This is a genomic window from Streptococcus gordonii, from assembly GCF_001553855.1.
Lineage (GTDB): Bacteria > Bacillota > Bacilli > Lactobacillales > Streptococcaceae > Streptococcus > Streptococcus gordonii.
In genome coordinates this window covers 24,113-50,521 of sequence record NZ_LQWV01000023.1, presented here as the reverse complement: position 1 = coordinate 50,521, position 26,409 = coordinate 24,113, and the positions used below count along the sequence as shown (strand labels likewise).

The 26,409-nt window shown below is 40.7% G+C and carries 25 protein-coding genes; 5 read left to right on the top strand and 20 right to left on the bottom strand.

Going from position 1 to position 26,409, the window contains the following annotated elements:
- Positions 1-3 precede the first annotated feature (3 nt).
- Positions 4-1,099, bottom strand: a protein-coding gene (gene prfB, locus AWH02_RS06255; RefSeq protein WP_012130522.1) for a peptide chain release factor 2 whose coding sequence is annotated in 2 segments (ribosomal slippage) — positions 4-1,026 and positions 1,028-1,099 — 1,095 coding nt in all. Because the reading frame shifts where the segments join, the coding sequence is not laid out codon by codon here.
- A gap of 281 nt (positions 1,100-1,380) precedes the next feature.
- Between prfB and AWH02_RS06250 the strand changes: the two genes are divergently transcribed.
- On the top strand, positions 1,381-2,244 hold the full coding sequence (locus AWH02_RS06250) for a metallophosphoesterase (RefSeq protein WP_060553349.1): 864 nt from the start codon (positions 1,381-1,383) through the stop codon (positions 2,242-2,244).
- Between the two features lie 79 nt (positions 2,245-2,323).
- Here AWH02_RS06250 and AWH02_RS06245 read toward each other — a convergent pair whose 3' ends face one another.
- The 14 genes from AWH02_RS06245 to rplK form a co-directional block, all read right to left on the bottom strand.
- Positions 2,324-3,019, bottom strand: coding sequence for a YwaF family protein (locus AWH02_RS06245; protein WP_060553348.1), 696 nt, complete (start codon positions 3,017-3,019; stop codon positions 2,324-2,326).
- 1 nt (position 3,020) lies between these two features.
- Complete coding sequence (locus AWH02_RS06240; protein ID WP_037622216.1) at positions 3,021-3,731, bottom strand: YwaF family protein; 711 nt, start codon at positions 3,729-3,731, stop codon at positions 3,021-3,023.
- A gap of 56 nt (positions 3,732-3,787) precedes the next feature.
- On the bottom strand, positions 3,788-4,399 hold the full coding sequence (locus AWH02_RS06235; RefSeq protein WP_060553347.1) for an NUDIX hydrolase N-terminal domain-containing protein: 612 nt from the start codon (positions 4,397-4,399) through the stop codon (positions 3,788-3,790).
- On the bottom strand, positions 4,389-5,759 hold the full coding sequence (locus AWH02_RS06230; RefSeq protein WP_060553346.1) for a UDP-N-acetylmuramoyl-tripeptide--D-alanyl-D-alanine ligase: 1,371 nt from the start codon (positions 5,757-5,759) through the stop codon (positions 4,389-4,391). Before AWH02_RS06230 ends, AWH02_RS06235 begins: the two co-directional genes overlap by 11 nt.
- 80 nt (positions 5,760-5,839) lie before the next feature.
- Positions 5,840-6,886: a D-alanine--D-alanine ligase gene (locus tag AWH02_RS06225; RefSeq protein ID WP_060553345.1), complete on the bottom strand. Its 1,047-nt coding sequence runs from the start codon at positions 6,884-6,886 to the stop codon at positions 5,840-5,842.
- A 128-nt stretch (positions 6,887-7,014) separates the two neighbouring features.
- Entirely contained in the window at positions 7,015-7,611 is a 597-nt protein-coding gene (gene recR, locus AWH02_RS06220) for a recombination mediator RecR (RefSeq protein ID WP_008809387.1), read from the bottom strand.
- Between the two features lie 10 nt (positions 7,612-7,621).
- Positions 7,622-9,688 (bottom strand): penicillin-binding protein PBP2B, encoded by a 2,067-nt coding sequence (gene pbp2b, locus AWH02_RS06215; protein WP_060553344.1) that lies wholly within the window; start codon positions 9,686-9,688, stop codon positions 7,622-7,624.
- A 164-nt stretch (positions 9,689-9,852) separates the two neighbouring features.
- Positions 9,853-10,707, bottom strand: a complete 855-nt coding sequence (gene cvfB / locus AWH02_RS06210) for an RNA-binding virulence regulatory protein CvfB (RefSeq protein WP_008809389.1) — start codon at positions 10,705-10,707, stop codon at positions 9,853-9,855.
- 98 nt (positions 10,708-10,805) lie between these two features.
- Complete coding sequence (gene frr, locus AWH02_RS06205; protein WP_008809390.1) at positions 10,806-11,363, bottom strand: ribosome recycling factor; 558 nt, start codon at positions 11,361-11,363, stop codon at positions 10,806-10,808.
- 21 nt (positions 11,364-11,384) lie between these two features.
- Complete coding sequence (gene pyrH / locus AWH02_RS06200) at positions 11,385-12,110, bottom strand: UMP kinase (RefSeq protein WP_008809391.1); 726 nt, start codon at positions 12,108-12,110, stop codon at positions 11,385-11,387.
- A gap of 190 nt (positions 12,111-12,300) precedes the next feature.
- Positions 12,301-13,515 carry a glycosyltransferase family 8 protein gene (locus tag AWH02_RS06195; protein WP_060553343.1) on the bottom strand — a complete coding sequence of 405 codons (1,215 nt, stop codon included), beginning with the start codon at positions 13,513-13,515 and terminating at the stop codon, positions 12,301-12,303.
- A gap of 257 nt (positions 13,516-13,772) precedes the next feature.
- Positions 13,773-15,239 carry an APC family permease gene (locus AWH02_RS06190; protein ID WP_060553342.1) on the bottom strand — a complete coding sequence of 489 codons (1,467 nt, stop codon included), beginning with the start codon at positions 15,237-15,239 and terminating at the stop codon, positions 13,773-13,775.
- A 237-nt stretch (positions 15,240-15,476) separates the two neighbouring features.
- Positions 15,477-16,166, bottom strand: a complete 690-nt coding sequence (gene rplA / locus AWH02_RS06185; protein ID WP_012130534.1) for a 50S ribosomal protein L1 — start codon at positions 16,164-16,166, stop codon at positions 15,477-15,479.
- Between the two features lie 97 nt (positions 16,167-16,263).
- Entirely contained in the window at positions 16,264-16,689 is a 426-nt protein-coding gene (rplK, locus tag AWH02_RS06180) for a 50S ribosomal protein L11 (RefSeq protein WP_008809395.1), read from the bottom strand.
- A 164-nt stretch (positions 16,690-16,853) separates the two neighbouring features.
- Here rplK and AWH02_RS06175 point away from each other — a divergent pair, with 164 nt between their 5' ends.
- The gene (locus tag AWH02_RS06175; RefSeq protein ID WP_041789729.1) at positions 16,854-17,207 is read left to right on the top strand and encodes a DUF3397 domain-containing protein; all 354 of its coding nucleotides are present in this window, start codon (positions 16,854-16,856) and stop codon (positions 17,205-17,207) included.
- 28 nt (positions 17,208-17,235) lie between these two features.
- Here AWH02_RS06175 and AWH02_RS06170 read toward each other — a convergent pair whose 3' ends face one another.
- The 4 genes from AWH02_RS06170 to AWH02_RS06155 form a co-directional block, all read right to left on the bottom strand.
- Positions 17,236-19,578 carry an HAD-IC family P-type ATPase gene (locus AWH02_RS06170; RefSeq protein WP_060553341.1) on the bottom strand — a complete coding sequence of 781 codons (2,343 nt, stop codon included), beginning with the start codon at positions 19,576-19,578 and terminating at the stop codon, positions 17,236-17,238.
- 118 nt (positions 19,579-19,696) lie between these two features.
- The gene (gene gloA2 / locus AWH02_RS06165; RefSeq protein ID WP_060553340.1) at positions 19,697-20,083 is read right to left on the bottom strand and encodes an SMU1112c/YaeR family gloxylase I-like metalloprotein; all 387 of its coding nucleotides are present in this window, start codon (positions 20,081-20,083) and stop codon (positions 19,697-19,699) included.
- Positions 20,084-20,191: 108 nt separating this feature from the next.
- The gene (locus AWH02_RS06160) at positions 20,192-22,495 is read right to left on the bottom strand and encodes a DNA translocase FtsK (protein WP_060553339.1); all 2,304 of its coding nucleotides are present in this window, start codon (positions 22,493-22,495) and stop codon (positions 20,192-20,194) included.
- A gap of 143 nt (positions 22,496-22,638) precedes the next feature.
- Positions 22,639-22,836 (bottom strand): PspC domain-containing protein, encoded by a 198-nt coding sequence (locus AWH02_RS06155; RefSeq protein WP_060553338.1) that lies wholly within the window; start codon positions 22,834-22,836, stop codon positions 22,639-22,641.
- 333 nt (positions 22,837-23,169) lie between these two features.
- Here AWH02_RS06155 and AWH02_RS06150 point away from each other — a divergent pair, with 333 nt between their 5' ends.
- From AWH02_RS06150 to AWH02_RS06140, 3 genes are read left to right on the top strand one after another with little or no spacing between them, the layout of a single operon-like run.
- Positions 23,170-23,586, top strand: a complete 417-nt coding sequence (locus AWH02_RS06150) for an NUDIX domain-containing protein (protein ID WP_060553337.1) — start codon at positions 23,170-23,172, stop codon at positions 23,584-23,586.
- Between the two features lie 46 nt (positions 23,587-23,632).
- Complete coding sequence (locus AWH02_RS06145; protein WP_060553336.1) at positions 23,633-24,436, top strand: peptidylprolyl isomerase; 804 nt, start codon at positions 23,633-23,635, stop codon at positions 24,434-24,436.
- Between the two features lie 34 nt (positions 24,437-24,470).
- Positions 24,471-24,707 (top strand): zinc-ribbon domain-containing protein, encoded by a 237-nt coding sequence (locus AWH02_RS06140; RefSeq protein ID WP_008809403.1) that lies wholly within the window; start codon positions 24,471-24,473, stop codon positions 24,705-24,707.
- A gap of 84 nt (positions 24,708-24,791) precedes the next feature.
- Here the strand turns inward: AWH02_RS06140 and AWH02_RS06135 are convergent, their stop codons facing one another.
- Positions 24,792-26,333, bottom strand: a complete 1,542-nt coding sequence (locus AWH02_RS06135; protein ID WP_060553335.1) for an ABC-F family ATP-binding cassette domain-containing protein — start codon at positions 26,331-26,333, stop codon at positions 24,792-24,794.
- Between the last annotated feature and the right edge of the window lie 76 nt (positions 26,334-26,409).

Here is a 26,409-nt window from a genome sequence, read left to right as displayed (position 1 = left end):
CTGTTAGTTGAGACGCCATTTTAAATAAGCATCGATAAAGCCATCTAAATCGCCGTCCATCACCTTATCGACCTGGGCCACTTCATAACTGGTCCGATGGTCTTTGACCATGGTGTAAGGTGTAAAAACGTAAGAACGAATTTGGCTTCCCCACGAAATTTCTTTTTTGTCGCCCTTTAATGAGTCAACCTCAGCTGCTTTTTTCTCTTGTTCAAGTTGATACAGCTTAGCCTGAAGCATCTTCATTGCACGATCACGGTTCCCATACTGAGTCCGATCAACGGTAGACTGCACCACAATTCCAGTAGGAATATGCGTCAGTCGCACCCCAGTAGAAACCTTATTGACGTTCTGACCACCAGCTCCGCCCGAACGGAAGGTGTCCATCTTAATATCGTCTTCTCGAATTTCTACTTCAATGGTATCATCCAATTCAGGCATAACCTCTACGGAAGTAAAGGACGTATGGCGACGTTTAGCTGAGTCAAATGGCGAAATCCGAACCAAACGGTGAACTCCCATTTCTGACTTAAGCAAACCATAGGCATGTGGCCCCTCAAAAGAGAGAGTAACCGATTTAATACCAGCTTCATCACCAGCCTGATAGTCTAGAACCTCTACCTTGAAGCCCTTAGCATTGCCAAAACGTGTATACATACGGAGCAGCATGTCTCCCCAATCCTGAGCTTCAGTACCTCCAGAGCCTGGATGAATCTCGAGAATCGCATTATTATTATCATATGGTTCAGACAAAAGCAAAGTCATTTCATAGCTGGTCATCATTTTCTCGAGTTCTGCCAGCTTTTCCTCTAATTCCTCTTGAACCGAATCATCCTCAGCTAGAAAATCAAGCAAAATTTCTGATTCATCAAAAAGATCCGTCATCTGATGGAAATTTTCATAGGTTTGTTTGAGTTCATTGAGTTCTTGAGATGTCTTTTGAGCGGCAATATTATCATCCCAAAAGTCAGGTTCTGTCATCTTATTTTCTAAGATGGCGATTTCTTCTTCCAGACCTTCTAAGTCAAAGAGACCCCCTGAAAGAAGCTAATTTTTCACGATTTGCGTCAATCTTTTGACGAATTTCTGAAATATCCATAACTACCTCTTTTCACATATCGTTTAATTATACCATACTTATACACGTTTGACTATTTTTTGAAATAAAATTCAAGAAGTCCAGAATCAAGTGTATGATACTTTTTATTGAATAGCAAGCCAAGGGACTCCTTGTTACAAAATTGTTAGAAAAGTAAATTTCACGACATGAAAATGTCTGTTCTTTTGCTGTTCTTCTTTGAATATCCCTTAAAATCAGCTCTGCAAAACTAATTAACCTTATATATGTTCAAGTGAACAATTTTGTGCTAGACTAAAACCATGACAAGAATCGGATTTATGAGCGACCTTCATCTGGACTCCAATCAGTTTGGTCACTTTGAACTAGAGACACTTAAGGATGTTTTAAAAAAAGAAAAAATTGACCATCTTCACATTGCAGGGGATTTATCTAATGATCTAGCCCATATTAGTTTGCCCTTTATTGAAGACTTGAGGCAAGAACTTACCATCTCATTTAATCTCGGCAACCACGATATGCTGGGACTTTCTGAACAAGAGATTTCTGGTTATGATTTTCAGGTCCAGCAGTTTGGTCAGACCAAGCTCATCAGCTTTTCTGGCTGGTATGATTACAGCTTTGTTCCAGAAAAAAGTAAGGAAGAGCACCTGAGAACAAAAAATAACTTCTGGTTTGATCGTAGATTAGATAGGAAACTAGACGATCCCAGCATTACAGCTCACAGCCTCCTTCAGTTAGAAAAACTACTTGCTTCTTTGGATGGTCCCATTATTATTACTATGCATTTTGTCCCCCATCAAGACTTTCTTTATGACCATCCCTATTTCCAACGCTTCAACGCCTTCCTAGGAAGCCAAGCTTTCCACCAACTCTTTGTCAAATATGGTGTGAAAGATGTCGTTTTTGGCCATCTTCATCATCGTAACCATAGCCGAGTCATTGATGGTGTTCGCTACCACATGCGTCCCCTGGGCTATATTCGTGAATGGAAACTGACTCAAAACTTTTTTAATGACTTTCCTCAGTACAAAATCTCACAGATGTATCGTCTTCACAAGCGATATAACACTGTTAAAGATTTAGAAGAATTTCTTGCCTATAAGAAAAATCACCTGGCAGATGAACTGCGAGATGCCTTGACAATTCTTGATACTAAATCATAAAAACTTAAACAAAAGCAGCTCTTGAAGAGCTGCTTTTAATATTTAAATTCTAAAGAAATCTACTTCTTTTCAAGCCCTCTTAAGCAGATCTTTTTCTTTTAAAAATACTTTTTTTGAAAATATTTCTTTTAAATAACTCGTCAAAGAGAAGCAAGGCCAGAATCAAAATAAAAGAAACCAAAGAATAGTTTATCAAGAGGTTGTCACCACTGATAAACGGAGGTCTAGCTAGAAGGCCATAATTTCCTCCTGTCACTTGATTGACCCCAATTAAGAAGAGATTCAACATCAAGGTATAGACAATAATCTCGGACTTTTTTAGTAAACGTTTATCATAATGATTAAATAGATAAATCAAAGAATTAACTAAAAGTGCATAATGACCAATCAAAAATGAAAAGCTTGTAATATGTGGAAAGTCATAAGGATCAAATACAGGATAACCTAAGGCAAAAATAGCACCACTAGCTCCAAGTAAAGCAAAATACTGCTTTATCTTCCATTTATCTGGTAAGAAAATCATAGCAAACATGGCTAGTCTACAATGATAAAGAGGAAGACTGTTGGCCAAAGGAAGACGGAAACCGATATACCAAGCATAAAGAGCCAAAAGCTGAACAAACTGAATCCACTTAAACGTCTTAACAAAGCTTGGATTGTCATGATATTTAACTGCACCATAAATGGATAAGACAACAAGGGAAATCATTAAAGCATAGGCAAGAGCCGAGATCAAAGGGGGAGCCGTCTGATTTGTCGTTAAAAATGGAAGCATCTCATTCTCTCCAATCTTTTAAAAGGAATATTCTGTTTTCCTGAGCTTCTTTCAAGCGTTTAAAAAGAAGGGAAAAACCACACAGAGCTACAACTAATACTGTAGATACTAAGAGGAAATTTCCTAACATACCATAGTCACCAACTAAAGGAGGATTTTTGAGGAATCCATAGTCTCCACCAGTTAGCTGATTCACAAGGAAAATGACAGCATTCATGCCAAAAGTTATTTCAATAATCCGACGATTGGATAAAATTTTATAGTCGTACTCATTCATCAAATAAACAATAGAGTTTCCCAAAAGAGCCAAATGCCCAACTAAATAAGAAAATAAGGTAATATGCGGAAGCGGGTAAGGATCAAAAATTGGGTGAAGCAAGGCACAAATCGGTCCAAATACCCCCAATAAGGCAAAGTATTGTTTATAAGATGTTCTCCTTGGCAAGAGCAAGACTGCAAACATAGCAATCCGACAATGGTAGAAAGGCAAACTCTCAGTCAAGGGAGCCTGAGTAGCCATGTACCAACCATACAAAAGAACCAATTGGACAATCTGCAGTCCTTGAAAAATTCTTTGAAAGCTTTTTTGTTTGTAAAATCTACTTGCGCTATAGATCACAATAAATAAAGCAAGTAGCATGAGCACTAATCCCAAAGGTGTTAATACGGGCGGTTCTGTTTTTTGACTTGTAAAAAAATCTCCCATTCTCATCTCCTATTTTTAAAATTAATAATAAAGTATTTAATAGTCTTTGACTAATTTTTCAACTAATCCAAATACTGTTCTCTATCTCCTTGATAAATTTCCCAAAGGATTTCCAACTGCTCTTTTGTAGTCCGCTTAGAAGATAATTCTGGTAAAGATTGGATATCAAAAAAAGCTAACTCTTCTATTTCTGTATTAGGCTGAAAATCTCCATCCTCTATCTGACACTCGAAGACCAGTTTAGCATATTGCTTACTCTGAAATTGAAATTTATTAGTATCAAAAATTGCAAGCAGACGAGAAACTGAAACATTAAATCCCGTTTCTTCTTGGACTTCCTTGACGATATTTTCCTTAGGAGATAGGCCGACTTCACAAAAGCCGCCAGGTAAAGCCCAAGTATTCTCATTTTTCCCCTTGACCAAACAGACTTTTCCGTCTCGAACCAGTACAGCTCGGACATCAATCAAGGGAGTGGCGTAAAAATCCGTTGGGCGCAACAGCTCTGTCAATTCTTTCCCATCCAAATCTGACCAATCAGCCAGGAGGTGTCCCAAAAGCTGACGGAGTTCTAAGTAACGCTCTTGATCAAATTCATCACGACTAAATGCCAGACCTGTCTCTGTAATAGAAAGGAGACGCTGAATGGTTTTTGCAGTTTCTTTAGTTTCCATCTTCCAAGTCCTCTACCAGCTTCGCCAGATTCATGGAATTGCTGCCTTTGAGAAGGATTTGATCGGCAGGAGTCAGCTTCTCTCTGACAGCTTTAGTCAGCTGTTCAAACTGGTCTTTCTCGTCATTTTTGATAAAGTAATGGACTCTTCCTGGCGGGTAGATTTCTTTGGCATAGTCATAGAGGGCTTCCATGTCTTGTCCATAGAGGAAAAGCTCAGTCACAATTTCTGGATTGAGGCTGGTAATCATCGAGCCGTGCATAGACTTAGAATCCGCTCCCAGCTCTTTCATATCCGCCAGCACCGCCAATTTTCTTCCGCCTGGATTGGCCGGAATGGTCGAGAAAGTCTCCAGAATCAAGCGCATAGCTGTTGGATTAGCATTGTAGACATCCGATAAAATATCTGCGCCATTGGCAGCTTTTTTCCACTCCGTTCGATTGCGGGTCAGCTCCAGCTCGGAAAAGGCTTGAGCAATAGCCGCCTCAGATACACCCTCCTGCAGAGCTGCATAAGCTGCAATCATGGCGTTGGTTGCATTGTACTTACCGGTTACAGGCAGGTCAATCCTCTGCTCTAAAAAGTTACATTCAAAGCTCAAACTATCCTTGCGCTCTTCCAGACGCGTCAGGAAGATATCCGCATCAGGACCAAAGCAAACTAGCTTGCAGTCTGCTGGAAGAAATTCATTGACAATCTTATCCGCCGGAACAATCAAGAGGCCATCTTTTTTCAAACCGTCCGCAATCTGCATCTTGCCTTGGGCAATCTCAGCTCGGTTACCGAAGAATTCCAGATGGGCTTCTCCAACCAGAGTTACAATAGCCGTCTTAGGTTTGGCCAGTTCAGACAGGAGGTGGATATCGCCCAAGTGGTCCTGCCCCATTTCTAAGACAAGTTTCTCTGTATCTTCAGGCATATGAAGAACCGTATAAGGCAGGCCGATTTCGTTATTGTAATTACCTTGTGTCTTATAGGTCTTGTAGCTGGTTGCTAGTAGCTGAGCCAGCATGTCCTTGGTCGTCGTTTTGCCGTTGGAACCTGTCACCGCCAGCACATCCACCTGCATCTTTTCCAGATAATATTTGGCCAAGCGCTGGAAGGCCGTTAGGACATCGTCAACTAAGATATACGGACCCTCTGCCACTGAATGCTCAGATAGGGTAGCAGCAGCTCCCTGAGCAAAGGCTGTTGGGATAAAGTCATGGCCATCACGCGCCCCCTTGAGCGGCACAAAAAGGTCACCTGACTCAATCAAGCGGCTGTCAAACTCCGCATTTCTAAGCGCAACATTTTCAAACTGAGTCACATCGTTTTTCGCAGACAGGACTTCTGCGATTTCATATAAATCTAATTTCATACTTCTTCTCTTCCTCGTTTTTCGGTTTACTCGCAAAAAGAAAGGACCGAAAATTTTCAGCCCTTCTATTATATCATATTTTAGAGAAGATGCGCTTCTCTCTTGGCAAATGCCTCTTCAGCAAGTCTGACTAACTTCTCAATCAAGTCAGGATAGGCCAACCCCATATTTTCCCAAAGCAATGGATACATAGACCACTGGGTAAAACCTGGCATGGTATTGAGCTCATTAAGAAAGACCTGACCATCTTCTGTGTAGAAAAAATCACAGCGAGATAGTCCTAACCCACCAATAGCACGAAAAGCTGTCTCGGCATTTTGACGCATAGTATTCACAACACCTTCAGGAAGCTGAGCTGGGATTGCCATGGTGATTTTATTGTCAATATATTTGGCTTGATAATCATAGAAAGCCACATCCTTAACAACTTCCCCTGGAAGACTGCTTTTGACATCAGTGTTACCAAGAAGTCCAACCTCAATCTCACGAGCTGTTACACCTTGCTCGACTAGTACCCGACTATCGTATTTGAAAGCCAGGTCCAGAGAAGCACGCAGTTCTTCCTGATTATCAGATTTTGAAATGCCGACACTGGAGCCCATATTAGAAGGTTTGGTGAAGACGGGATAGGACAGTTTCTCTTCAATTTCCTGGATTTTTTGCTCTAGATCCTCACCATCAACCACCGCTACATAAGGTACTTGAGCAATACCTGCTGATTCCAGAACTCGCTTGGTCGTAATTTTATCCATGGCCAGGCTAGAAGATAGAATATTACAGCCGACATAAGGCATTTTGAGGACTTCTAGGAAGCCTTGAATTGAGCCATCTTCGCCCATGGGACCATGCAGGACTGGAAAGACCACTGCTCCATCTTCGTAAATATCGCTTGGCTTAATCTTCCGAGACATGTCCACTGTGGCATTGGTCATCAGCTTTTCATCAGCAACTGGCTTTGCTTCAAATTCCTGAGTCTTGATAAAGTCGCCCTCTTTCGTGATGAAGTATGTTTTTACAGAAAATAGATCATAATTGATAGCCCGCATAACGCTTTCTGCCGACAAGACTGATACTTCCCGCTCTGCACTACGACCACCGTACAACAAAATTAAACTTTTCTTTGCCATCTCGTCTATCCTATTCTTTAAAGATTTTATACTTGAGATTGATTCTCTTTAGACCGTTTTAGTATATCATAATTCCGATTTTTTTTGAATAGAAAAAAGATTCTTCAAGAATAGAAGAATCCTTATTTTTATAATTCTGTACGATTTTCGATAGCGCGAATCAGCGTAACCTCGTCCGCATACTCAATGTCGGAGCCAACTGCTAAACCACGCGCTAGTCGAGTAACTTTAATGCCAGCAGGTTTCAAGACCCTTGAGATATACATGGAGGTTGCCTCTCCGTCTGCTGTCGCATTGGTCGCAACAATAACTTCTGTCACCTCACTATCCATCAGACGAGTAATCAAGCTTTTAAGATTGATATCATCCGGTCCAATACCGTTCATAGGTGAAATCAAGCCATGCAGGACATGATAAAGTCCGTGGTATTCTTGAATATTTTCCATGGCTGAGACATCTCTACTATCCTCAACAATTAAGATTGTAGATTGATCACGCGATTCGTCTCGACAAATAGCGCAAGGATCTTCATCCGTCAGATTACCACAAATTGAGCAGTAACTTAGTTCACGCTTAGCTGCCAAAAGATTTTTAGCAAATTCGTTGACATCATCATCACTCATTCCAATGGTGTAAAAGGCTAAACGTGTAGCTGTCTTAATACCGATACCAGGCAGTTTTGAGAAACTATCAATGAGCTTAGCGATAGGGGTTGGATATAACATAGCATCCTTTCTAATTCATAGGGTGTAGTTGATTATAGAGATTGATAATATCCCGAGTAACGCTGTGGCTAACCGTTGATGATAGATTGGTATTATGTGGGAAAACAACCGCCACTGCGATCTTAGGATTATCACTTGGGGCATAAGCTACAACATTAGTGTTGATAGCCTGCTGACCATTATTAACAAAGGTTTCAGCCGTTCCTGTCTTAGCACTGATTGGAACTGACTCACCTTGAGAAATGGTTCTTCCTGTCGTAAAACCACTTCCCCCGTGAACCACTTGGTAGAAACCTTCTTTGATCAATTTCATATTCTCTTCAGAAATGTTCACTTGATTCAAAACTTTGGTTTCTTTCTTTTCAATCAAGTCTCCTAGGCCACCATTTTTGTCGTTAGCATAAATACCTTCAACTAAATGCGGGGCAACCCGTTTACCATTATTCGCGACTGTAGCTGCATACTGAGCTAATTGCAAAGGTGTGTAGTTATCAAACTGACCAAAAGCATTGGTCAAGTAATTAGCAAAAGTGAATTCTTTAGGAGTATAACCTTGGGATTCTGTCGGAAGGTCCACTCCCGTTTTAGCACCCAAGCCATATTCTGCAAAAGTCTCTCTCAATTTTTCCATGGAAGAGTCTAAATTCTTCAAATCCACTCCCATATTCGGAGTATAAGGCGTCCCCATCATCTTGAGGGCAACTTGCACCATATAAGTATTTGACGAATACTCTAAGGCTTCCACAGCTGTAATATCCCGATTCCCATAACTAGTAAACCATGATGTAATTGATGACGAATCCTGACCGAAGACTATTGGTTGGTCCGTCAAGGTTTGGTTACCTGAGATAGCATTATTAGCCCAACCTGCTGTCAAAGTGGCTGCCTTAACTACTGATCCTGGTACCACGATATCTGTCACAGTTCCCAAAGAGTTCGAGCTAACAATTCCTGATTTCAAATCATGCTTAACTCCAGCCATAGCAAGAATGGCTCCAGTTTCCGGGTTCATGACAACAGCATAGGCTCCTTCAGAATAAGTGGCATTCCCTGCTGTTAATTCCGCGACAAAAGCGTTTTTTAGAATCTCATCTACACCATTTTGAAAAGCCATTTCCACAGTCAGCTTGAGATTTTTTCCCTTGCTTCCTTCAGAAATTGTGTCGATACTTTCCATGTTCCCGTTCTTGTCCAGGTGGATTTCCTTAATCGCCCGTTCTCCTTGCAGGACCGACTCATATTCTTTTTCAAGATAAGAGGTTCCCACACGGTCTTTCAAAGAATAGCCCTTCTTCAAATAGGCATCTACTTCCTCAGCTGGGATACCTGCTTTTTCACTTGAAACACTACCGATAACAGAAGCTAATGGAGTATCCAAGACCTTGCGCTCCCAGGCAGTTGAAATACTAATTCCAGTTAATTCCTTGTTACTAGATGCAATTAGAGCCACTTGTTCTGTTGATAAATCGTCCGTACGAATATTTCCCGTCTCGAAATTAGCAATCTCATTCATCTGGCTAAAGAGAAAAATAGCCTTTTTCTCCTGATCACTATAGTTAAGACTAGATACATCCACACTTTCTACAGCATTATTGTAAATTTTTGATTCAGATAAGCGATTTCCATCTGAGTCAAACTTCTTCTTCTTCGGTAGCTTGGCAACTACTTCTTGGTAAACCTCTGGATCCGCTAGATAATAATCAGCAATCTGGCGTTTTTTTAAGTCTACATCTGTCACATCCACATAATCCAGTAACTTAGTGGCAGTCTCTTTGATATCGGCAGCAGTCATCTTATTACTGCGAGTGAAGGAAACAACTTGTTTGGTCGCATTTTCAACCAAAGGCTTCCCAGATGCGTCATAAATTTGCCCACGAACCGAGCTTAGTTTTATCTTTGTTTGGCTAGCAGTTGCTAATTTTTTAGTATAAAAATCTTGGTTGAAGACTTGCATATAAGCCAGACGGCCAATCAAAGTCACAAATAATATAATCACCATTCCAAATAGGAGATTTAAGCGTCTCGGAATAGAATGGCTATCAAATTTTCTTTCTTTCTTAGGCATATTTTCTCTCATTCTAGTAAAAGTCTCTTCTATTCTACCACAAAAAGATAAAAAATAATCTGGGAAAGAAGCCCAGATTATAAGAGGAATGTCTCCTGATGGAGGAGAATCTTATCATTGGAAAAGGGGTAAATTCGCTTGGCTTCCTTCCAAATTCATAAGTTTTAAATGATTCCTCAAAGTAGCTCAGTGCCAGTCGGATCTTGCTTAATTTTTCCTGCCTTCATCAGACCACCCAGAGCTTTTTTGAACTGTCCCTTAGAAATACCAAAAGTGGCCTTGATATCTTCTGGTGAGGATTTATCGTTCAAGGTCATAAAGCCACCGTTGCTTTCTAGGTAGGTCAGAATCATTTGGGCATCATTTTCCAGCATCTCAAAAGAGCGAGGTTTAAGAGAAAGATTAAGAGTACGGTCTACTTCACGGAAACCAATGACCCGCGCATCTAAGACCTGCCCCAGACGTGGCTCTGTATAACGCTCACTTGGATGGATAAAACCCAGCATATTATTCTCCGGAAGGTAAACAAAGGTACCTGAAAGCTTCAGGCGATAGACAATAGCTGGCCAATTTTGATTTTGCATATTGTTATAGGCCGGACGAGCCAAACGTTGAAAGTCTTCCTGATAGGCCAGATTCGCCCAGATTCGGTCTTTCTTGTCTACACTCAGGCGTACATAGAGCTTATCACCCTTTTTGGGCCAAAGCTCCTTCAACTCAGGTAAAATATCCAGCGATACGACAATTTCCTTATCAGGAAGTCCAGTATCGACAAAGACACCCAAGTCCTTACGCACCTCAGTCACTGTTCCCCAGCCAAAGCTTTCTTGGGTTGCTGTTACATCTAGAGTCGTCAGGCGTAATTTTTGCTTCATATCAGTGTAGGCAAATCCCTTGACGGACTCGCCCAGCTGATGCTCGCCTTCTTCCTTAGCTAGGGCGTAGGTCTGACCATCCTTCTGGACAAAGTAAAATCGATCGTTTTCATCTATAACCAAACCCACAATAAAATTAGCAAGATTTGTATTCATTGATTCCTTCTTCTACCTTGCATTTTTTGAAGGGCAAGGATATTTATGTTAAAACAACTCAGTCAGCAGTGCCAACTGAGTGTTCATTTGATAAAATTTTAAACTTCTAATAGTTCTTTTTCTTTGTGCGCAGTCATTTCATCAATATGCTTGACGGCGTCATCTGTTACTTTTTGAATATCTTTTTCTAAAGTCTTCAATTCGTCTTCAGTGATTTCTTTTGCTTTTTCTTGCTTCTTAGCTTCATCCATAGCATCACGACGGATATTTCGAATTGCAATCTTAGCGTTTTCGCCAATTTTTTTCACTTCTTTAGCTAGGTCGCGACGAGTTTCCTCAGTCAAAGCCGGGATAACCAAACGGATAACAGATCCATCGCTGGCTGGCGTAATACCAAGATCAGACGCATTGATAGCACGTTCGATATCTTTAAGAGAAGATTTATCAAAAGGTGTCACCAAAAGAACACGAGCTTCAGGAATAGTAATAGAAGCAATTTGATTGAGCGGAGTCTCTACACCATAGTATTCAACACTGATACGGTCTAACAAACTTGCATTCGCACGACCCGCACGGACAGCTCCAAATTCACGCGCCAAACTTTGATGCGAATGACTCATTCTTTCTTTTGCTTTTTCTACAATTGCATTTGCCATAAGTTTTTTATCTCCAATTTCTTATAAATTATTTGATACTGTTGTCCCGATTTGCTCTCCAAAGACAACACGTTTGATATTTCCAGCTTCATTCATGTTAAAGACAACCAAATCGATATCGTTGTCCATAGAAAGAGTAGAAGCTGTAGAATCCATGATTCGCAATCCCTTGCTGATGACATCGCGGTGGGTCAATTCGTCAAACTTAACAGCAGTCTTATCTTTCTTAGGATCCGCATTGTAGACCCCATCAACACCATTCTTAGCCATCAAAATTGCATCTGCTTCAATTTCTGCAGCACGAAGGGCAGCTGTTGTATCGGTTGAAAAGTAGGGTGACCCAATACCAGCTCCAAAAATAACAATACGTCCCTTTTGCAAATGACGGAGTGCACGACCTCGAATGTACGGCTCTGCAACTTGTTGCATAGCAATTGCAGTCTGAACGCGAGTATCAACCCCAACTCTCTGTAGAGAATCAGCCATGACCAAAGCATTCATAACAGTCCCCAACATACCAGTATAGTCAGCTTGTACACGATCCATTCCAGCTTCGGCAGCTGGTTCTCCACGCCAGAGATTGCCACCACCGATAACAAGAGCAATTTCAATTCCTAAATCGTGAACTTCCTTGATCTCTTCAGCCATTTTTTGAACGGTCTGAATATTGATACCAACACCTTTGTCACCAGCAAGAGCTTCGCCGGACAACTTGATTAGAATACGTTTATACTTGGGTTCTACCATTTTTACACTCCTTATTTTATCTGTACTATTTTACCACATTTTATGATTTTTATATAGTTAAATCTTTTAAAATTTTCTTTTTTGATAAATCGATATTCTGCTCAATCAGTTGCAAAGAAAAAGCAGCCTTGTCAGAGGATAAGACTAGCTTAATTCAAGAGATAAACAAATATGTTAGATGATTTTTTCCTTAAGAAGGATATTGGCGAATAGCTTCTATCATTTCTTGGTATTTGTCAGTAGCAAAAATTCTTTCCGTAATTCCTTCTGTCTGAGTAGTCTCAAAAGCAAAAATCGGCTTTCCTTGTTTTTCAATCATCTCCAAAAAATCTAGAAACTTGTGGTCATGATTAATGTCTAGATAAAGATCGCAAGCCACACCTAACTGCTTCAACGGAATCGGTAGAACCAAGCGGTGCAGGCGAACATTCTCGTAAGACAAAAGACTGATCAAACGATCTGACATATCTGAGTAAGCGGCGATATGGAAAAGACAATCTGGCAAAGCTTGAATCAATTCTTTGATGCGCTCCAAAGAGTCACTATTGGTCAAGGTCAATAATTCTTTCTTGTAGACTTGGTCTAGATCTTGACCATGCTTTTCTATACCTTTAAGTGTCTTGCTCGCAATGATAGCCGTCCAATCAAGGTCATTATAAAACCACCAAACTTCCCTCAGTCTCATATTTGTTAGAAGGTTCCATGGTTTTAGAGCGGAAATATAGTGAACAATAGCTGGCAGAGGAGACAGAGGAATGTCGAAGACAAAATCATGCCCATACTGAGCGGCTCCCATATCAAAACCAATTTGGAAATTATAGCTATCCTCTAGCTCTAAGTACTGCTCCTCAAAGAGCATATTTAAAATACTCTGATCTCCTTCTAAAACCCTTTCAATTTCCCTGTCAGTCAACTCAACTAATTGTTGAGAAATATTTTCCTTTCGCCAACGCTTGTTATTTAGGAGCATGACACCAGAATTAAATCCAATCCCCAAACCAAAGGTAGCTCTTACTGCTGCAATATAGTAATCTTCCAGATCCAAATCAAACAAGTGATCTAAGTTCTGAGTGACAACCAAGTCACAATCAAGGTAAAGAGCTCGATCATCCTTCACATATTCTGGAATAAAATAGCGAGCATAGGCCATGTAGTTAATATGAGAGTAGGTTGATTCTTCCCACTTCATCCTTAAATCATCTCGTAAAAGCTTGATATCAAGTAGATTATTTCCTGTCCCTTTTACTTTTTTTCGAGTATTAATGAACCATTCTTGTGGTATATCTTGATTAAAAACATAGATAAGCAGACCTTCATGATAGCAACATAAAGACTTGATAGTTGTCTCAATTTGACGAATATAGCCATAATCTCCTGCTAAAACAATACTTTTCATCTGATTCATCTTTCCTCTATTTGCTAGTCTTATTATAGTATCTTCATTATAGCGAATTCGCTTGTTTAATTCAAACAATCCATAAGTAAACAGAGCTTTCATCAGTTTTTGCTTTGATTGCAATAAGATACCTTAACATCTTCTCTACTCATCCAAATTTAAGTATAAAATATTCACTACTCTGCTGCTCATCTTGATTATGAGCTATCTGTCTCTATTAAAATCAGCCCTATCATAAGATAGGACCGATTTATATATTACTTAATTTATTTTTCAGCGATTTCTTGCCGACGAGCTTGTCTTTTCTCTCGCTTAGCTAGTAAAGGCAAAATAATTCCCAAACTAATCAGAACAAGAGGAGTTAAAACATTGGTTAAGAGAGAGAATTTCCAACCAGCTGGATCTTGAGCATAATCCACTTTTGGAACCATCCCCAGAATACAAGCGAAAGCAGTAAAGAGGAAGCACCAAGCTCCAATAACAAAGCCAACTTTAGGATTCTTTGTTAATTTATATTCCGCATTTTTGTACTTCTTCCAAGCCTTGTTTAACAACATATAGGCAAGGAAAACCCAGAGATAACGCATCGGCATAACGATGGAGTTGAGATTGGTCATCCATTTAACCAAACCATCAATTTCTTTTATTCCAAAGATTGGCAGGATAATCAAGAGACTCACCAAAATCCCTGTTAAGATATAACCATTAATCAATACACCTTTTGAAGTGCGTTTACGCAACCAGCTTGGAACAAATTCAGCATCAGCATTATTAAGTAAAATCTGCAGAGGCGCATCGATAGAGAAAGCCAGAGCAGCAATTTGTCCGACCATATTTGTCAAGGCGTAAATTACAACCAAAAGATTACCTACACCCCAGTAATTTCCAAGTTTTTGGAAGGCTTGGTAAGCACCATTACGCATCAAATCGTCTGGAATATTACTTCCATCAAATAGCATCCCCATAGCTAGAGACCCCAAAATAGCAGAAGCCCCAACCATAACAGCCATGACAATCATTCCTTTTGGAAATTCCTTTGCGGGATTGCGGGTTTGGTTAACGTAAGGAGAAATTTTCTCAGCTCCACCGACCGCAAAGACCAAGAGAGAAATTGTTGTAAAATATGAAAAGTCAAAATTAGGAATATAGGTACTAAGCTTATCCATATTAGCCGTTGCAAATTGCATATCAGGCTTGATAAAAGGCGCACCTACAGCTAAAAGAACAAAAAGGATAGACATGATGAGCATAGCACTTCCAGCTAGACCACCAATTACCTTGAGGGTAGAAAGTCCCTTGGTAGACAAATAGAGAAAGGCTCCGAAAATTAGCAAACTCAAAATCACAATCCAATGAATGTCGAGGCTACTTAAAAAATCACCATTCCCTTGAAGAGCCCAACCAAGCGGAATCAAAACTCCTTGAGGCTTTTGCGCCAAGTAGGGAATATGCACTACCCAATAGGTCCAAGCAGCAAAATAAGCCAAGCGCTTGGTAGAAGTCTTCTCAACCCAGTCACTGACACCGCCACCACTTTCCTTAAATGTAGAACCCAGTTGTCCTACAATCAGAGCATAAGGAATGAAGTATAGAGCTAGGATAAGAATCCAGGAAACAATAACAGAGATTCCCTGCTGGGAATAGTTATTGACGACATTTCCAAGCCCCCATACCATGTTAAAGGCAATCAGGGACACCATCAGCCAAGTAAGCTGATTCTGATCTTTTTTCATCGCATCGTCTCCTTTTTATATAAATAAATTGTTTCACCATATTATATCATGTTTATCTGGACTTGTAACTAGGCTTATTGGGGGAACAGCCAGTTTTAGCATGATATTTCTTGGCCTCTCTTATACACTTAGTCTGCTAACATTGTTAAAATTTGAATAAACTTTCATGCACCAAGTAAAATATTTTGATTTTTCTCCAGAAAAAAACTCTGGCAGAACCAGAGTTTCTTATTATTTTTAAAGTGAGTTTACATCAACCTTGATACCAGGTCCTTGAGTAGTTGTGATTGTCAAGCTAGTTACGTAAGTTCCTTTAGCTGTAGCAGGTTTTGCTTTTTGGATAACTTCGTTGAAAGCTTTGAAGTTTTCAGCCAATTTATCAGCATCAAATGAAACTTTACCGATGATAGCTTGTACGATACCTGCACGGTCCGCACGGTAAGTGATTTTACCACCTTTAGATTCTTCAACTGCTTTAGCAACATCCATAGTTACAGTACCAGTTTTAGGGTTTGGCATCAAGTTACGAGGTCCAAGGACACGTCCAAGACGTCCAACAAGAGCCATCATGTCAGGTGTAGCGATAACTACATCGAAGTCCAACCAACCGTCGTTGATTTTAGCAACGAGGTCATCTTCACCAACGAAGTCTGCACCAGCAGCTTTTGCTTCTTCTGCTTTAGCACCACGTGCGAAAACAAGAACGCGAGCTGTTTTACCAGTACCGTGTGGCAATACCATTGCACCACGGATTTGTTGGTCAGCTTTTTTAACGTCGATGTTCAAGTTGTATGCAACTTCTACAGTTGCGTCAAATTTTGCAAAGTTAGTTTCTTTTGCAAGAGCTACAGCTTCTTCTACGCTGTATGCTTTTGTGCTGTCGATTTTTTCAAGAGCAGCACGAAGTTGTTTGCTTTTTTTAGCCATTTTATCTTTCTCCTTGTAATGTGGTCATATCGATTTTCATCTCCCACGTCACTCGTCTCATGATCAAGTGTATTGCGGGCAAATAGGATTATTACAATTAGTCAGTAACAGTGAATCCCATAGAACGAGCAGTACCTTCGATCATACGCATTGCAGACTCAATGTTTGCTGCGTTCAAATCTGGCATCTTAGTTTCAGCAATTTGTTGTACTTGTGCACGAGTAACAGTTGCAACTTTTGTTTTGTTAGGTGTACCTGAACCTTTTTCAACACCTGCAGCTTTTTTCAAAAGAACAGCAGCTGGTGGAGTTTTAGTAACGAAAGTAAATGATTTGTCTTCGTATACTGAGATAACAACTGGGATGATCATACCAGCTTGATCAGCTGTACGAGCGTTGAACTCTTTAGTGAATCCCATGATGTTGATACCGGCTTGACCAAGCGCAGGACCAACTGGTGGAGCTGGAGTAGCTTTACCAGCAGGGATTTGCAATTTTACAAGTTTTTCGACTTTTTTAGCCATTTTAAATCCTCCTTTGTGGTTAGGCGGTAGAATTTACTCAATAAAACTTGAGCATTACCTCCCACAAGCATGCTTATCGCATACCTTTCTATTATACACTAAAGAATTGAAAATGCAAGAATAATTCTCTTCTTTTTTAACTTTTTTTGTGATAAAATATAGCTATGATGTTATTAAGAATTGCTGCTGTTTTATTTATTTTTTTAACTATTGCTTTATCTATTATTTTAATTAAATTTTTACGTTTAAAACGCTTTGGTCTTAACTTTGCAGATCTAGCCTTCCCAATGTTCTTTTTGGAATTCTATATTATTTCTGACCGAGCATACTACCATAGCATGTTGCCACAGCTGGTCTTGGCTTTATCTGCCTTGGCAATCGGAATTACGGTCTATTTTCTCAAGAAAAAGCAGACTTTCTACTATCCAAAATTTTTGAAATTTTTTTGGCGAGCTGGCTTTATGTTGACATTCTTTTTATACCTAGCGATGGTCATTGGCCTCTTTTTAGCAAAATAAAATGAAGTTGGGATTTTCCAACTTCATTTTATTTACGTTTTTTGTACAGAGCTACTGCCTTGTTAGTTAAAAACTGGAAGAACCATATCAGTCTTTCCAAAAGTAACGAAAGCAAGACAGTCATTAGAATCGCTGCGATTGATAGGCCACTCAAATTAAAGATGCGAGGTAAGAGCAAAGCTGCTAGACTAATACCTGCTATATTGAGGAGCATAATTCCCATCTTAATCCGATTCAGTGGTCTTATGAGTTTATACATGATTGTAAAACCGACCACCGCTAGCAAGATGATCGAACTTGTACTGATTTCCTTAGGAGAAAGTCCAAGCCAATGACCACAATATACTGCCACTAAAACCGCTAGATAATCTACAATTGCAGCAGGCAAGGCATTTTTCAAAACCGTCTCTAAAAAGCGTCCTCTAATCCGTGCCTTATTGGACTCTAAAGCCAGCAAGAATCCGGGTATCCCAATTGTAAAACCACTGATCAGGGACATCTGCGAAGCTTGCAAAGGATATGTGAAGGCAAATATGGTCGAAGTCAGCGCTAATAAGATAGAAAATATATTTTTAACTAGAAAAAGACTGGCTGAACGTTGGATATTATTAACCACCCGTCTTCCTTCTGCAACGATGTGGGGCATATGGGAGAAATCTGAGTCCAGCAAAACCACTTGCGCTATCTGCTTGGTTGCATCATTCCCAGATTCCATCGCAATGCTACAATCAGCCTTTTTCATAGCAAGAATATCATTAACACCGTCTCCTGTCATGGCAACATTATGGCCTTGACCTTGTAATGCCTGAATCAATTTTTGCTTCTGCTCTGGACTGACCCTACCAAATACTGTATGTGTTTCTGCAGCTTGAATGATCTTTTCATCCGAATCCAAGCTTCTAGCATCGATATAGTTTTCTGCATGAGGAATCTTTGCCTTCTTAGCAACTGCGGCGACAGTAATTGGATTATCTCCTGAGATAACCTTAACTGTCACACCTTGTCTTTCAAAATACGAAAAAGTTTCAGCAGCATTTTCTCGAACAGGATTTTCCAAAAGGATAAACAGAAGCGGACTAACAGGGGCCTCCAAGCTAGCTTCTAAGTTTGAGCCCTCATAGAGTCCAAAAACTAGCACTCGGCTCCCTTCTTCTGCTGCATCTTGAAAATAAGATTGATAATGTTCCAAATCTTGTCGAAGGACATACTCTGGAGCTCCTAAAACAAAGGTCCCTTGGTCAAAAGATACTGCTGCATATTTATTTTTAGAGCTAAACGGATACTGCCGTTTAATGGACCAGGCTTGTCCACTTTTTTTTATCCCAGGATAAGCTCGCATGGTCTCAATTGTATCATTGGCGTCCTGGCTAGCCTCAAGATATTGACCCAGTGCTTCCAAGGCAACTTCTTTTTGATCCCCTACTGGAAGCAACTGGCTAACAGCCATTTCATTTTCTGTAATAGTCCCTGTTTTATCTACACAAAGAACATCAACACGCGACAGAGTCTCAATACCCTTCATACTGTTTAGAAGAACTTTCTGTTTGGCTAGGCGAACAGCCCCCAAAACTAGGGCAAGCGTCATCAGGAGATAGAGTCCCTCCGGAATCATTCCCACAATAGCACCGACTGTTGAAGTCACACTGACTTGCAGAGTTTCTTGATTACTGATAAAACTGCGGAAGAAAAGCAAGAGTCCTAAAGGAATAATCAATATCCCAATGATCTGCACTAGGCGATTGACAGCATGAACCATCTTGGATTCTTCTACACCGCTTATTTCTTTGGCTTCTTTAGCTAGCTGGTTTATGTAAGCCTGGTCTCCTACTTTGTCCAGTCGAGCATAGGCTTGACCAGCAACTACGAAGCTACCAGACAGGACCTCATCTCCCGGATTTTTTTCAATCTCATCAGCCTCACCCGTCAGCTGGGATTCATTTACTTTCAAGCTTCCTGAGAGAATTTGTCCATCGGCATAAATCTGATTCCCAGCAGAAAATTTAACCACATCGTCCTGAACAAGTTCTTCAACTGAAACTATTTGCTCATTCCCATCTCGAATCACATTTGCTGAGAAAGTATGTAAGAATTTCATTTGGTTGAGAACTTTTCTAGCTCTCAATTCCTGAAAAATCCCAATCAAAGAATTAATGACAACGATAGGAACAAAGAGGAGATTATTCCATGACTGAACTACAACCAAAAGAATAGCCAATACAAGAAAAATAAAATTAAAATAGGTGAAAATATTGGACCGAACAATCTGCCAGGTTGTTCTTTCTGTAGAGATGGTAACCTGATTAGTCAGACCTTTTTGGCGACGTTCTTCAACTTGAGCTTGACTAAGTCCTTGAAATTGATTCTGATGCATAGAGTTTTCCTTATTGATTTTGCTTTACTTATTGTAGCAAAAACAGGGCAACATTTCTTCAGACTTTAGGCTGAAGTATGGATATTTAAAATTGCCCTTGTAAAATAGAATTACATTTTCATTCGTGAATTTCCAGAGGCAGACCATCCGGATCAAAGAAGAAAGCCATCCTACGGCCGTCGAAGTCGTCATAGCGCAACTCTGTATGGGGAATCTCCAAACGGTCAAATTCCGCTAAGCATTCTTCGACATTTGTCACTCGGAAGGCCAGGTGCCGCAGACCTGTATGCTCAGGATGCGGCAAGGCTGGCCGCTTGGGTGCTTCTTTCTTGATGAAAATCTCTAGAGTTAGATTTCCCTTGCGGATATTAAAGAGAATATCCTGCTTGTCTGGCCGGTGGTGCTCATCCAGCTGCTCAAAGCCCAGCTTGTCTACATAAAACTCCCTGGTCTTGGCATAGTCATGACCAATGATGGCTATGTGGTGAATAGTGTCCAGTTTCATACCTTCTTTTCCTTTCCGTTGAGTGAGTAGAGAAAATCTGCCGGCTGACTGCTGGCAGATTTGTTTTTATCAAATGATTATCTTGCTAGCAGACTAGTGAAATTAGAATTAATTTGTCTGCAAAACTTTTCTCGGCTTGGTGCCTTCGGCTGGACCGATAACGCCCGCTGCTTCAAGTTCTTCCATAAGACGTGTAGCTCGGTTAAAGCCGACCGAGAGGCGCCGCTGGATCATAGAAGCGCTGGCCTTCTGAGTTTCGATAACCAAGGCCTTGGCTTCTTCAAAGAGCGGATCACCTTCATCAGCGCCACCGCCAGACTCCATATCGCTTTCAGATACTTCACCGGGATCAAAGCTATCGTCATAATCCGCTTCAGCTTGGTTCTTGACAAAGGCTACGATTCGCTCAACATCTTCATCTGAGATAAAGGAGCCCTGCAGACGAACCGGATGGTTTTCATCAATGGGCTTAAAGAGCATATCCCCACGCCCCAAGAGCTTCTCTGCTCCATTTTCATCTAGAATGGTACGACTATCTGTCCCGCTGGATACAGCAAAGGCAATCCGAGATGGCACATTGGCCTTGATCAGACCGGAGATAACATCTACTGATGGTCGCTGGGTAGCCAGAATCATGTGAATTCCAGCCGCACGCGCCTTTTGTCCCAGACGAATAATAGCATCTTCTACTTCTTTGCTGGCTACCATCATAAGGTCAGCCAGCTCATCCACGATGACGACGATTAAAGGTAGGGGCACCTGCTTGTATTCTGATTGGGCATTGTACTCGGCTACTTTAGCATTGTAGCCAGCAATATTACGGGCACCGACCTTAGAGAAGAGTTCATAACGATTTTCCATCTCATCCACAACCTTCTGCAAGGCACGACTGGCCTTGCGAGGATTGGTCACAACAGGGATAAGCAAGTGGGGAATGTCATTATAAACGGACAGCTCCACCATCTTAGGATCCACCATCATAAACTTGACTTCATCGGGTCTAGCCTTCATGAGAATGCTGGCGATAATGCCGTTGACAGCCACAGATTTACCCGATCCAGTAGAGCCCGCTACCAAGAGGTGAGGCATCTTAGCCAGGTCAAAGGAGCGGACAGAGCCGTTGACAGCCTTCCCAAGTGGGATTTCTAGGAGCTTGCTGGCATCCGTCTTCGACTGTTCCCAAAGTTCTCGGAAAGTCACGGTCGCAACTTCAGAATTGGGCACTTCAATCCCGACCAGGGATTTCCCAGGAATTGGTGCCTCAATCCGTACATCCTTTGCAGCTAGGGCAAGAGCCAAGTCATCAGCCAGATTGGAAATCCGATTGACCCGAACACCAACAGCTGGCTTGACCTCGTACTTGGTGACGGAAGGGCCGATTTCAGCCCGCTCAACAGTGGCCTTGATGCCAAAGCTAGCAAAAGTTTCTTCCAAGATCTTGATGTTTTCACGAACAATCCGCTTCTCTTTAGACTGATTCTTTGGTTTATCAGGCGCAAAGAGGTTAATGGTCGGTAGCTTATAATCCAAACTTTCTTTGGCTGTGAAGTCTACCTCAACATCTGTGTCCGCGTCTGCTTCTTCTGACTCCTGCTGAATTTTTAAATCTTGAACTTCTTCTAGTTCAAATTCTCCTAAATCTTCATATCCCTCTTCTTCAATGACAACGGGAGTTCTTACATGATTTTCATCATCCAAAATTTCGCCTGTTTCCAAATCGACTTCAGGTCCTTCTTGCTCCACTTCAATCGCCTGCATTGCCTCTAAAGCAGCCTGTTCTTCTTTTTCAATAAAACGCTGTTGTCGCTTTTCTTCACGTTTTTCACTAAGACGGTGGAATGTTTCAACCAGCTTTTCAGAAATATCGTAAATGGTCCAAGGACTGATTAGTAGAGCACCTACTAAAATAAAGAGAATACCAATAAAGTAAGAACCAAAATTTGAAAAGAGAAAAGAGATGGGTAAGTGCAAGAGTGATCCTAATAAACCACCACCAGCAAATGAACTAACTTTAAATGCAGTTAAATCAGAAAAAATTCTGGCTAAAGTGCTGGACAAGACTTGACCTTTGAGTGATAAGACATCTACAAAGTAAGCTTGATAGATTAAAAGTAAACCAACAAAAATGCTAATAAAACCTGAAATCAGACCTTCGCGCTTGCTTAACCATTTGAAAAAGAAAAGATAAATCAAAGTCGCTACAATTGCTAAGTATGCCAAGCTACCAACCACTAATCGAATCAGATTGTAAATAGTCACCCCAAAAACACCTAGTTTTAAGGCAGCAAAAAGAAGAATGAAGGCCAAGCCAAAACTCAGTAACATCCTTTTAATAGCTCTTTGTCTTTCTAATTCTGCTTTTGTTGGCCGACGTGTTGTTCGGCCTTTTTTCGTATTTTTACTATTTGCCATAACCTTTATTATACCACAATAACTATAGACAAGAAACGATAAATTTTACGCTTTGACACACTTAATCTTCACCTTTAATAATTCTTACGAAAAGAAAAAAACCAGCTTAGCTGGCTTGGGATTTTAAAAGATCAAGTCTTCTTTTAGTCTTGGGTTGCTCCCTCTTCTGGCATAACGAACCAGCAAACTGCATAAGCAAGAACCCCTGTTCCAAGAGCACACACTGAAATAATCCACAGTACGCGAACAAGTGTAGGATCTACGTTGAAATATTTAGCTAAACCAGCACAAACACCAGCAATTTTTTGATTCTTAGTATCTCGTGTAAGTCTTTTCTCCATGGAAAGTGCTCCTATTAATTTTTATTTTTTTCATTTTACCATAATCTTCTTGTATGCACAACCTTTCAGGTAAAGATAAGAACTAGCATCTCATCGCCTTACATTAGATTCTAATTAGACTCTTGTCGCTTTCATCAAAATTCTCACCTTGTCCTTCCCTAGATAGCGTCAGAAAGATTTTAGGAATAAAACAAAAATTATGACCAACTAAATAAAGGCCCTAGTGATTAGCTAGATTTCACAATCGCAACTTTTTCGTTAATACGTTTCTAATCTAGTATTCTAAACATTATTTTGTTAAACTTGATGAATAGAAAAATTAAGGGGTTGCTTATGAGAGCTGGCGTTCTTATCTATCATCCCAAACTAAATAGCATTCTGACCATTTATCGATATAAAAATGGACAACACTACTACGTCCTTTCAGGTGGGCAAATTGAGGAGAGTGAGAGTCCAATCGAAGCTGCTATAAGAGAAATCAAAGAAGAAGTCCAGCTTATTTTTAAGTCAGAAGACCTAAAACCTGCCTTCACTTATGACTCTGACGATAATCAACACATTTATTTCTGGACAATCTATACGGGCTTAGAAAACTTAACGATAGGTGGTGAGGAAAAGGAACGCAGTCATTCTCAAAACCTATATGAAGCTAGGTGGATCAACCTTTCTGACTTCCCTCATCTTCCTTTCAGACCAAAAGCTTTGCAAGTAAGGATCCTTTCTTTTTTAACAAGATTTGAAAATCGTTGATCTTTATAGTAAAATGTGAGTAGTTTCTATTTCAGAAAGGATCATGATGAAAAAAATAATTATTTTGGGTCTATCAGCTAGCCTTTTGTTAGCAGGCTGTACTAGTATCCAACGTGTCTTGCGGGGTGATGAATATGTAGACTCTAGCCTAGCAGCTAGTGCAAGCAGTGCTGAAGCCAGCAAAAAAGAAGCTGAAATCAAGGAAGCATTGACAAATAAGAATGCCAACTTCCCTCAACTATCAACCAAAGTTGCCAAAGATGAAGCGAAAGTTAAAATCGTAACGACAGCTGGTGACATCACTCTCAAACTCTTTCCCAAATATGCACCTCTAGCAGTTGAAAATTTTCTAACTCATGCCAAAGAAGGCTATTATGATGGAGTTATCTTCCACCGCGTCATCAAAGGCTTCATGATTCAAGGTGGTGACCCTAAAGGAAACGGTACAGGTGGGGAGTCAATATGGTATGGAAAGAATCAAAAAATTGACACAGGAAAAGGCTTTAAGAATGAAACTTCTGCCTACCTATATAACCTCCGCGGGGCTCTATCTATGGCCAATGCAGCATCTGATAATACTAACGGCAGTCAATTCTTTATCAACCAAAACCAGACAGACAGCTCAAGCAAATTATCTGAAAGCAAATATCCAGCTCAGATTATTAAGGCATACAAGAAAGGTGGAAATCCTTCTTTAGATGGTGATTATACAGTCTTCGGCCAAGTCATAGACGGCATGGATATTGTTGATAAGATTGCCGAAAGCGAAACTGATGAAAACAATAAACCTAAAAACGAGATCAAGATTCAAAAGATCGAAGTGATCAAGGATTACAACTTTAAAAAATAATCCTCTAGTTTAACTAAGAAAGGAATAAATTCATATGATTATTTGGGGTTACAAAGGCTATAAAAAAGAACTAGGACATACTCAGTCTGCTATCCAATGTGGAAACTGTCAACAAACTGCTCCTTGGGATCTTATTGAAACAGGTCGGAAATTTTCCCTCTACTGGATTCCTCTCATCCCTTATGGTAGAAAATATTATGTACTCTGCCCTGTCTGCGAATATGGCAAAGAGATTGAAAAACAAGATATTAATGAATATTTAAATTATTAAGTTCAAAAAGAGGTTGGTCAGTATATGACCAGCCTCTTTCTCTTTTATCTAAAAAACAAAATACTTTTTCTACAGAAAAAATCTTTATGTCAATTGATTGAAGTCCCAAATCTGATCCATCCAACCTTCGTAGAAATCAGGCTCATGGCAGACCATGAGAATGCTACCCTTGTATTCTTTCAGAGCTCGCTTGAGCTCCTCTTTGGCATCGACATCCAGGTGGTTGGTCGGCTCGTCCAGCACCAGAACATTATTTTCTCGGTTCATGAGAAGACACAGGCGGACTTTGGCCTGCTCTCCACCTGAAAGGACTTGAATCTGGCTCTCGATGTGCTTAGAAGTCAAGCCACATCTAGCTAGAGCCGCTCGCACTTCAGCCTGATTGAGGGACGGAAAGGCGTTCCAGACTGCTTCCAGCGGTGTCTGACGATTGCCACCTTCAACTTCCTGCTCGAAATAGCCCAACTCCAGATAGTCCCCGCGCTCAACTTGACCTGCGATAGGTGGGATAATACCAAGCAGACTCTTGAGTAGGGTTGTTTTCCCAATCCCGTTTGCCCCGATAATCGCTACCTTCTGATTGCGTTCAAAAGTCAGATTAAGGGGCTGGGTCAGCGGTCGATCATAACCAATCTGCAAATCCTTGGCTTGGAAGATAAAGCGACCAGGTGTCCGGGCAGGCTTGAAGTCAAAGGAAGGCTTAGGCTTTTCACTTTGCAGCTCAATAATGTCCATTTTATCCAGCTTTTTCTGGCGGGACATAGCCATATTACGGGTCGCCACTCGGGCTTTGTTGCGAGCCACAAAGTCCTTGAGATCCGCAATTTCCTTCTGCTGGCGCTCGTAGGCTGCTTCCAGCTGAGATTTTTTCATCTCATAGACCTCTAGGAACTGGTAATAATCACCAGAATAACGGGTCAGTTGCTGATTTTCTACATGATAGACGATATTGATCACGTCATTCAGGAAAGGAATATCATGCGAGATGAGAACAAAGGCATTTTCATAGTTCTGTAGGTAGCGCTTAAGCCAGTCAATATGTTCGGCATCCAGATAGTTGGTTGGCTCGTCCAAAAGCAGGATATCAGGTTTTTCCAGAAGTAGCTTAGCCAAGAGAACCTTGGTCCGTTGCCCACCAGATAGCTCCGTCACATCGCTTTCCATACCATAGTCCATAACACCTAGTGCCCGCGCAACTTCGTCAATCTTAGCATCTAGGGTATAGAAATCTCGGCTCTCCAAGCGGTCCTGCAGCTCACCCACTTCTTCCATAAGGGCATCAACATCGGCTCCTTCTTCAGCCATGCTCATATAGATGTCGTTGATGCGGCTTTCTGTCTTGAAAAGTTCGTCAAAGGCTGTGCGCAAAACATCACGGACAGTTTGGCCCTGCTCCAACACAGCATGCTGGTCCAGATAGCCAGCCGTCACATACTTGGACCACTCGACTTTACCTTCGTCCGGTAGCATTTTACCTGTCACAATGCTCATAAAGGTTGATTTCCCCTCGCCATTAGCACCAACAAGGCCAATGTGCTCACCCTTGAGCAAGCGGAAAGATACATCCTCAAAAATAGCCCGGTCACCAAAACCGTGGCTAAGATTTTTTACTTCTAAAATACTCATCTTTTTCTCCTCTATCATTGATTGCAGTCCCTTGATTATACCATCAAAAGGGATTTTTTGGCAAGAATAGAAAAAG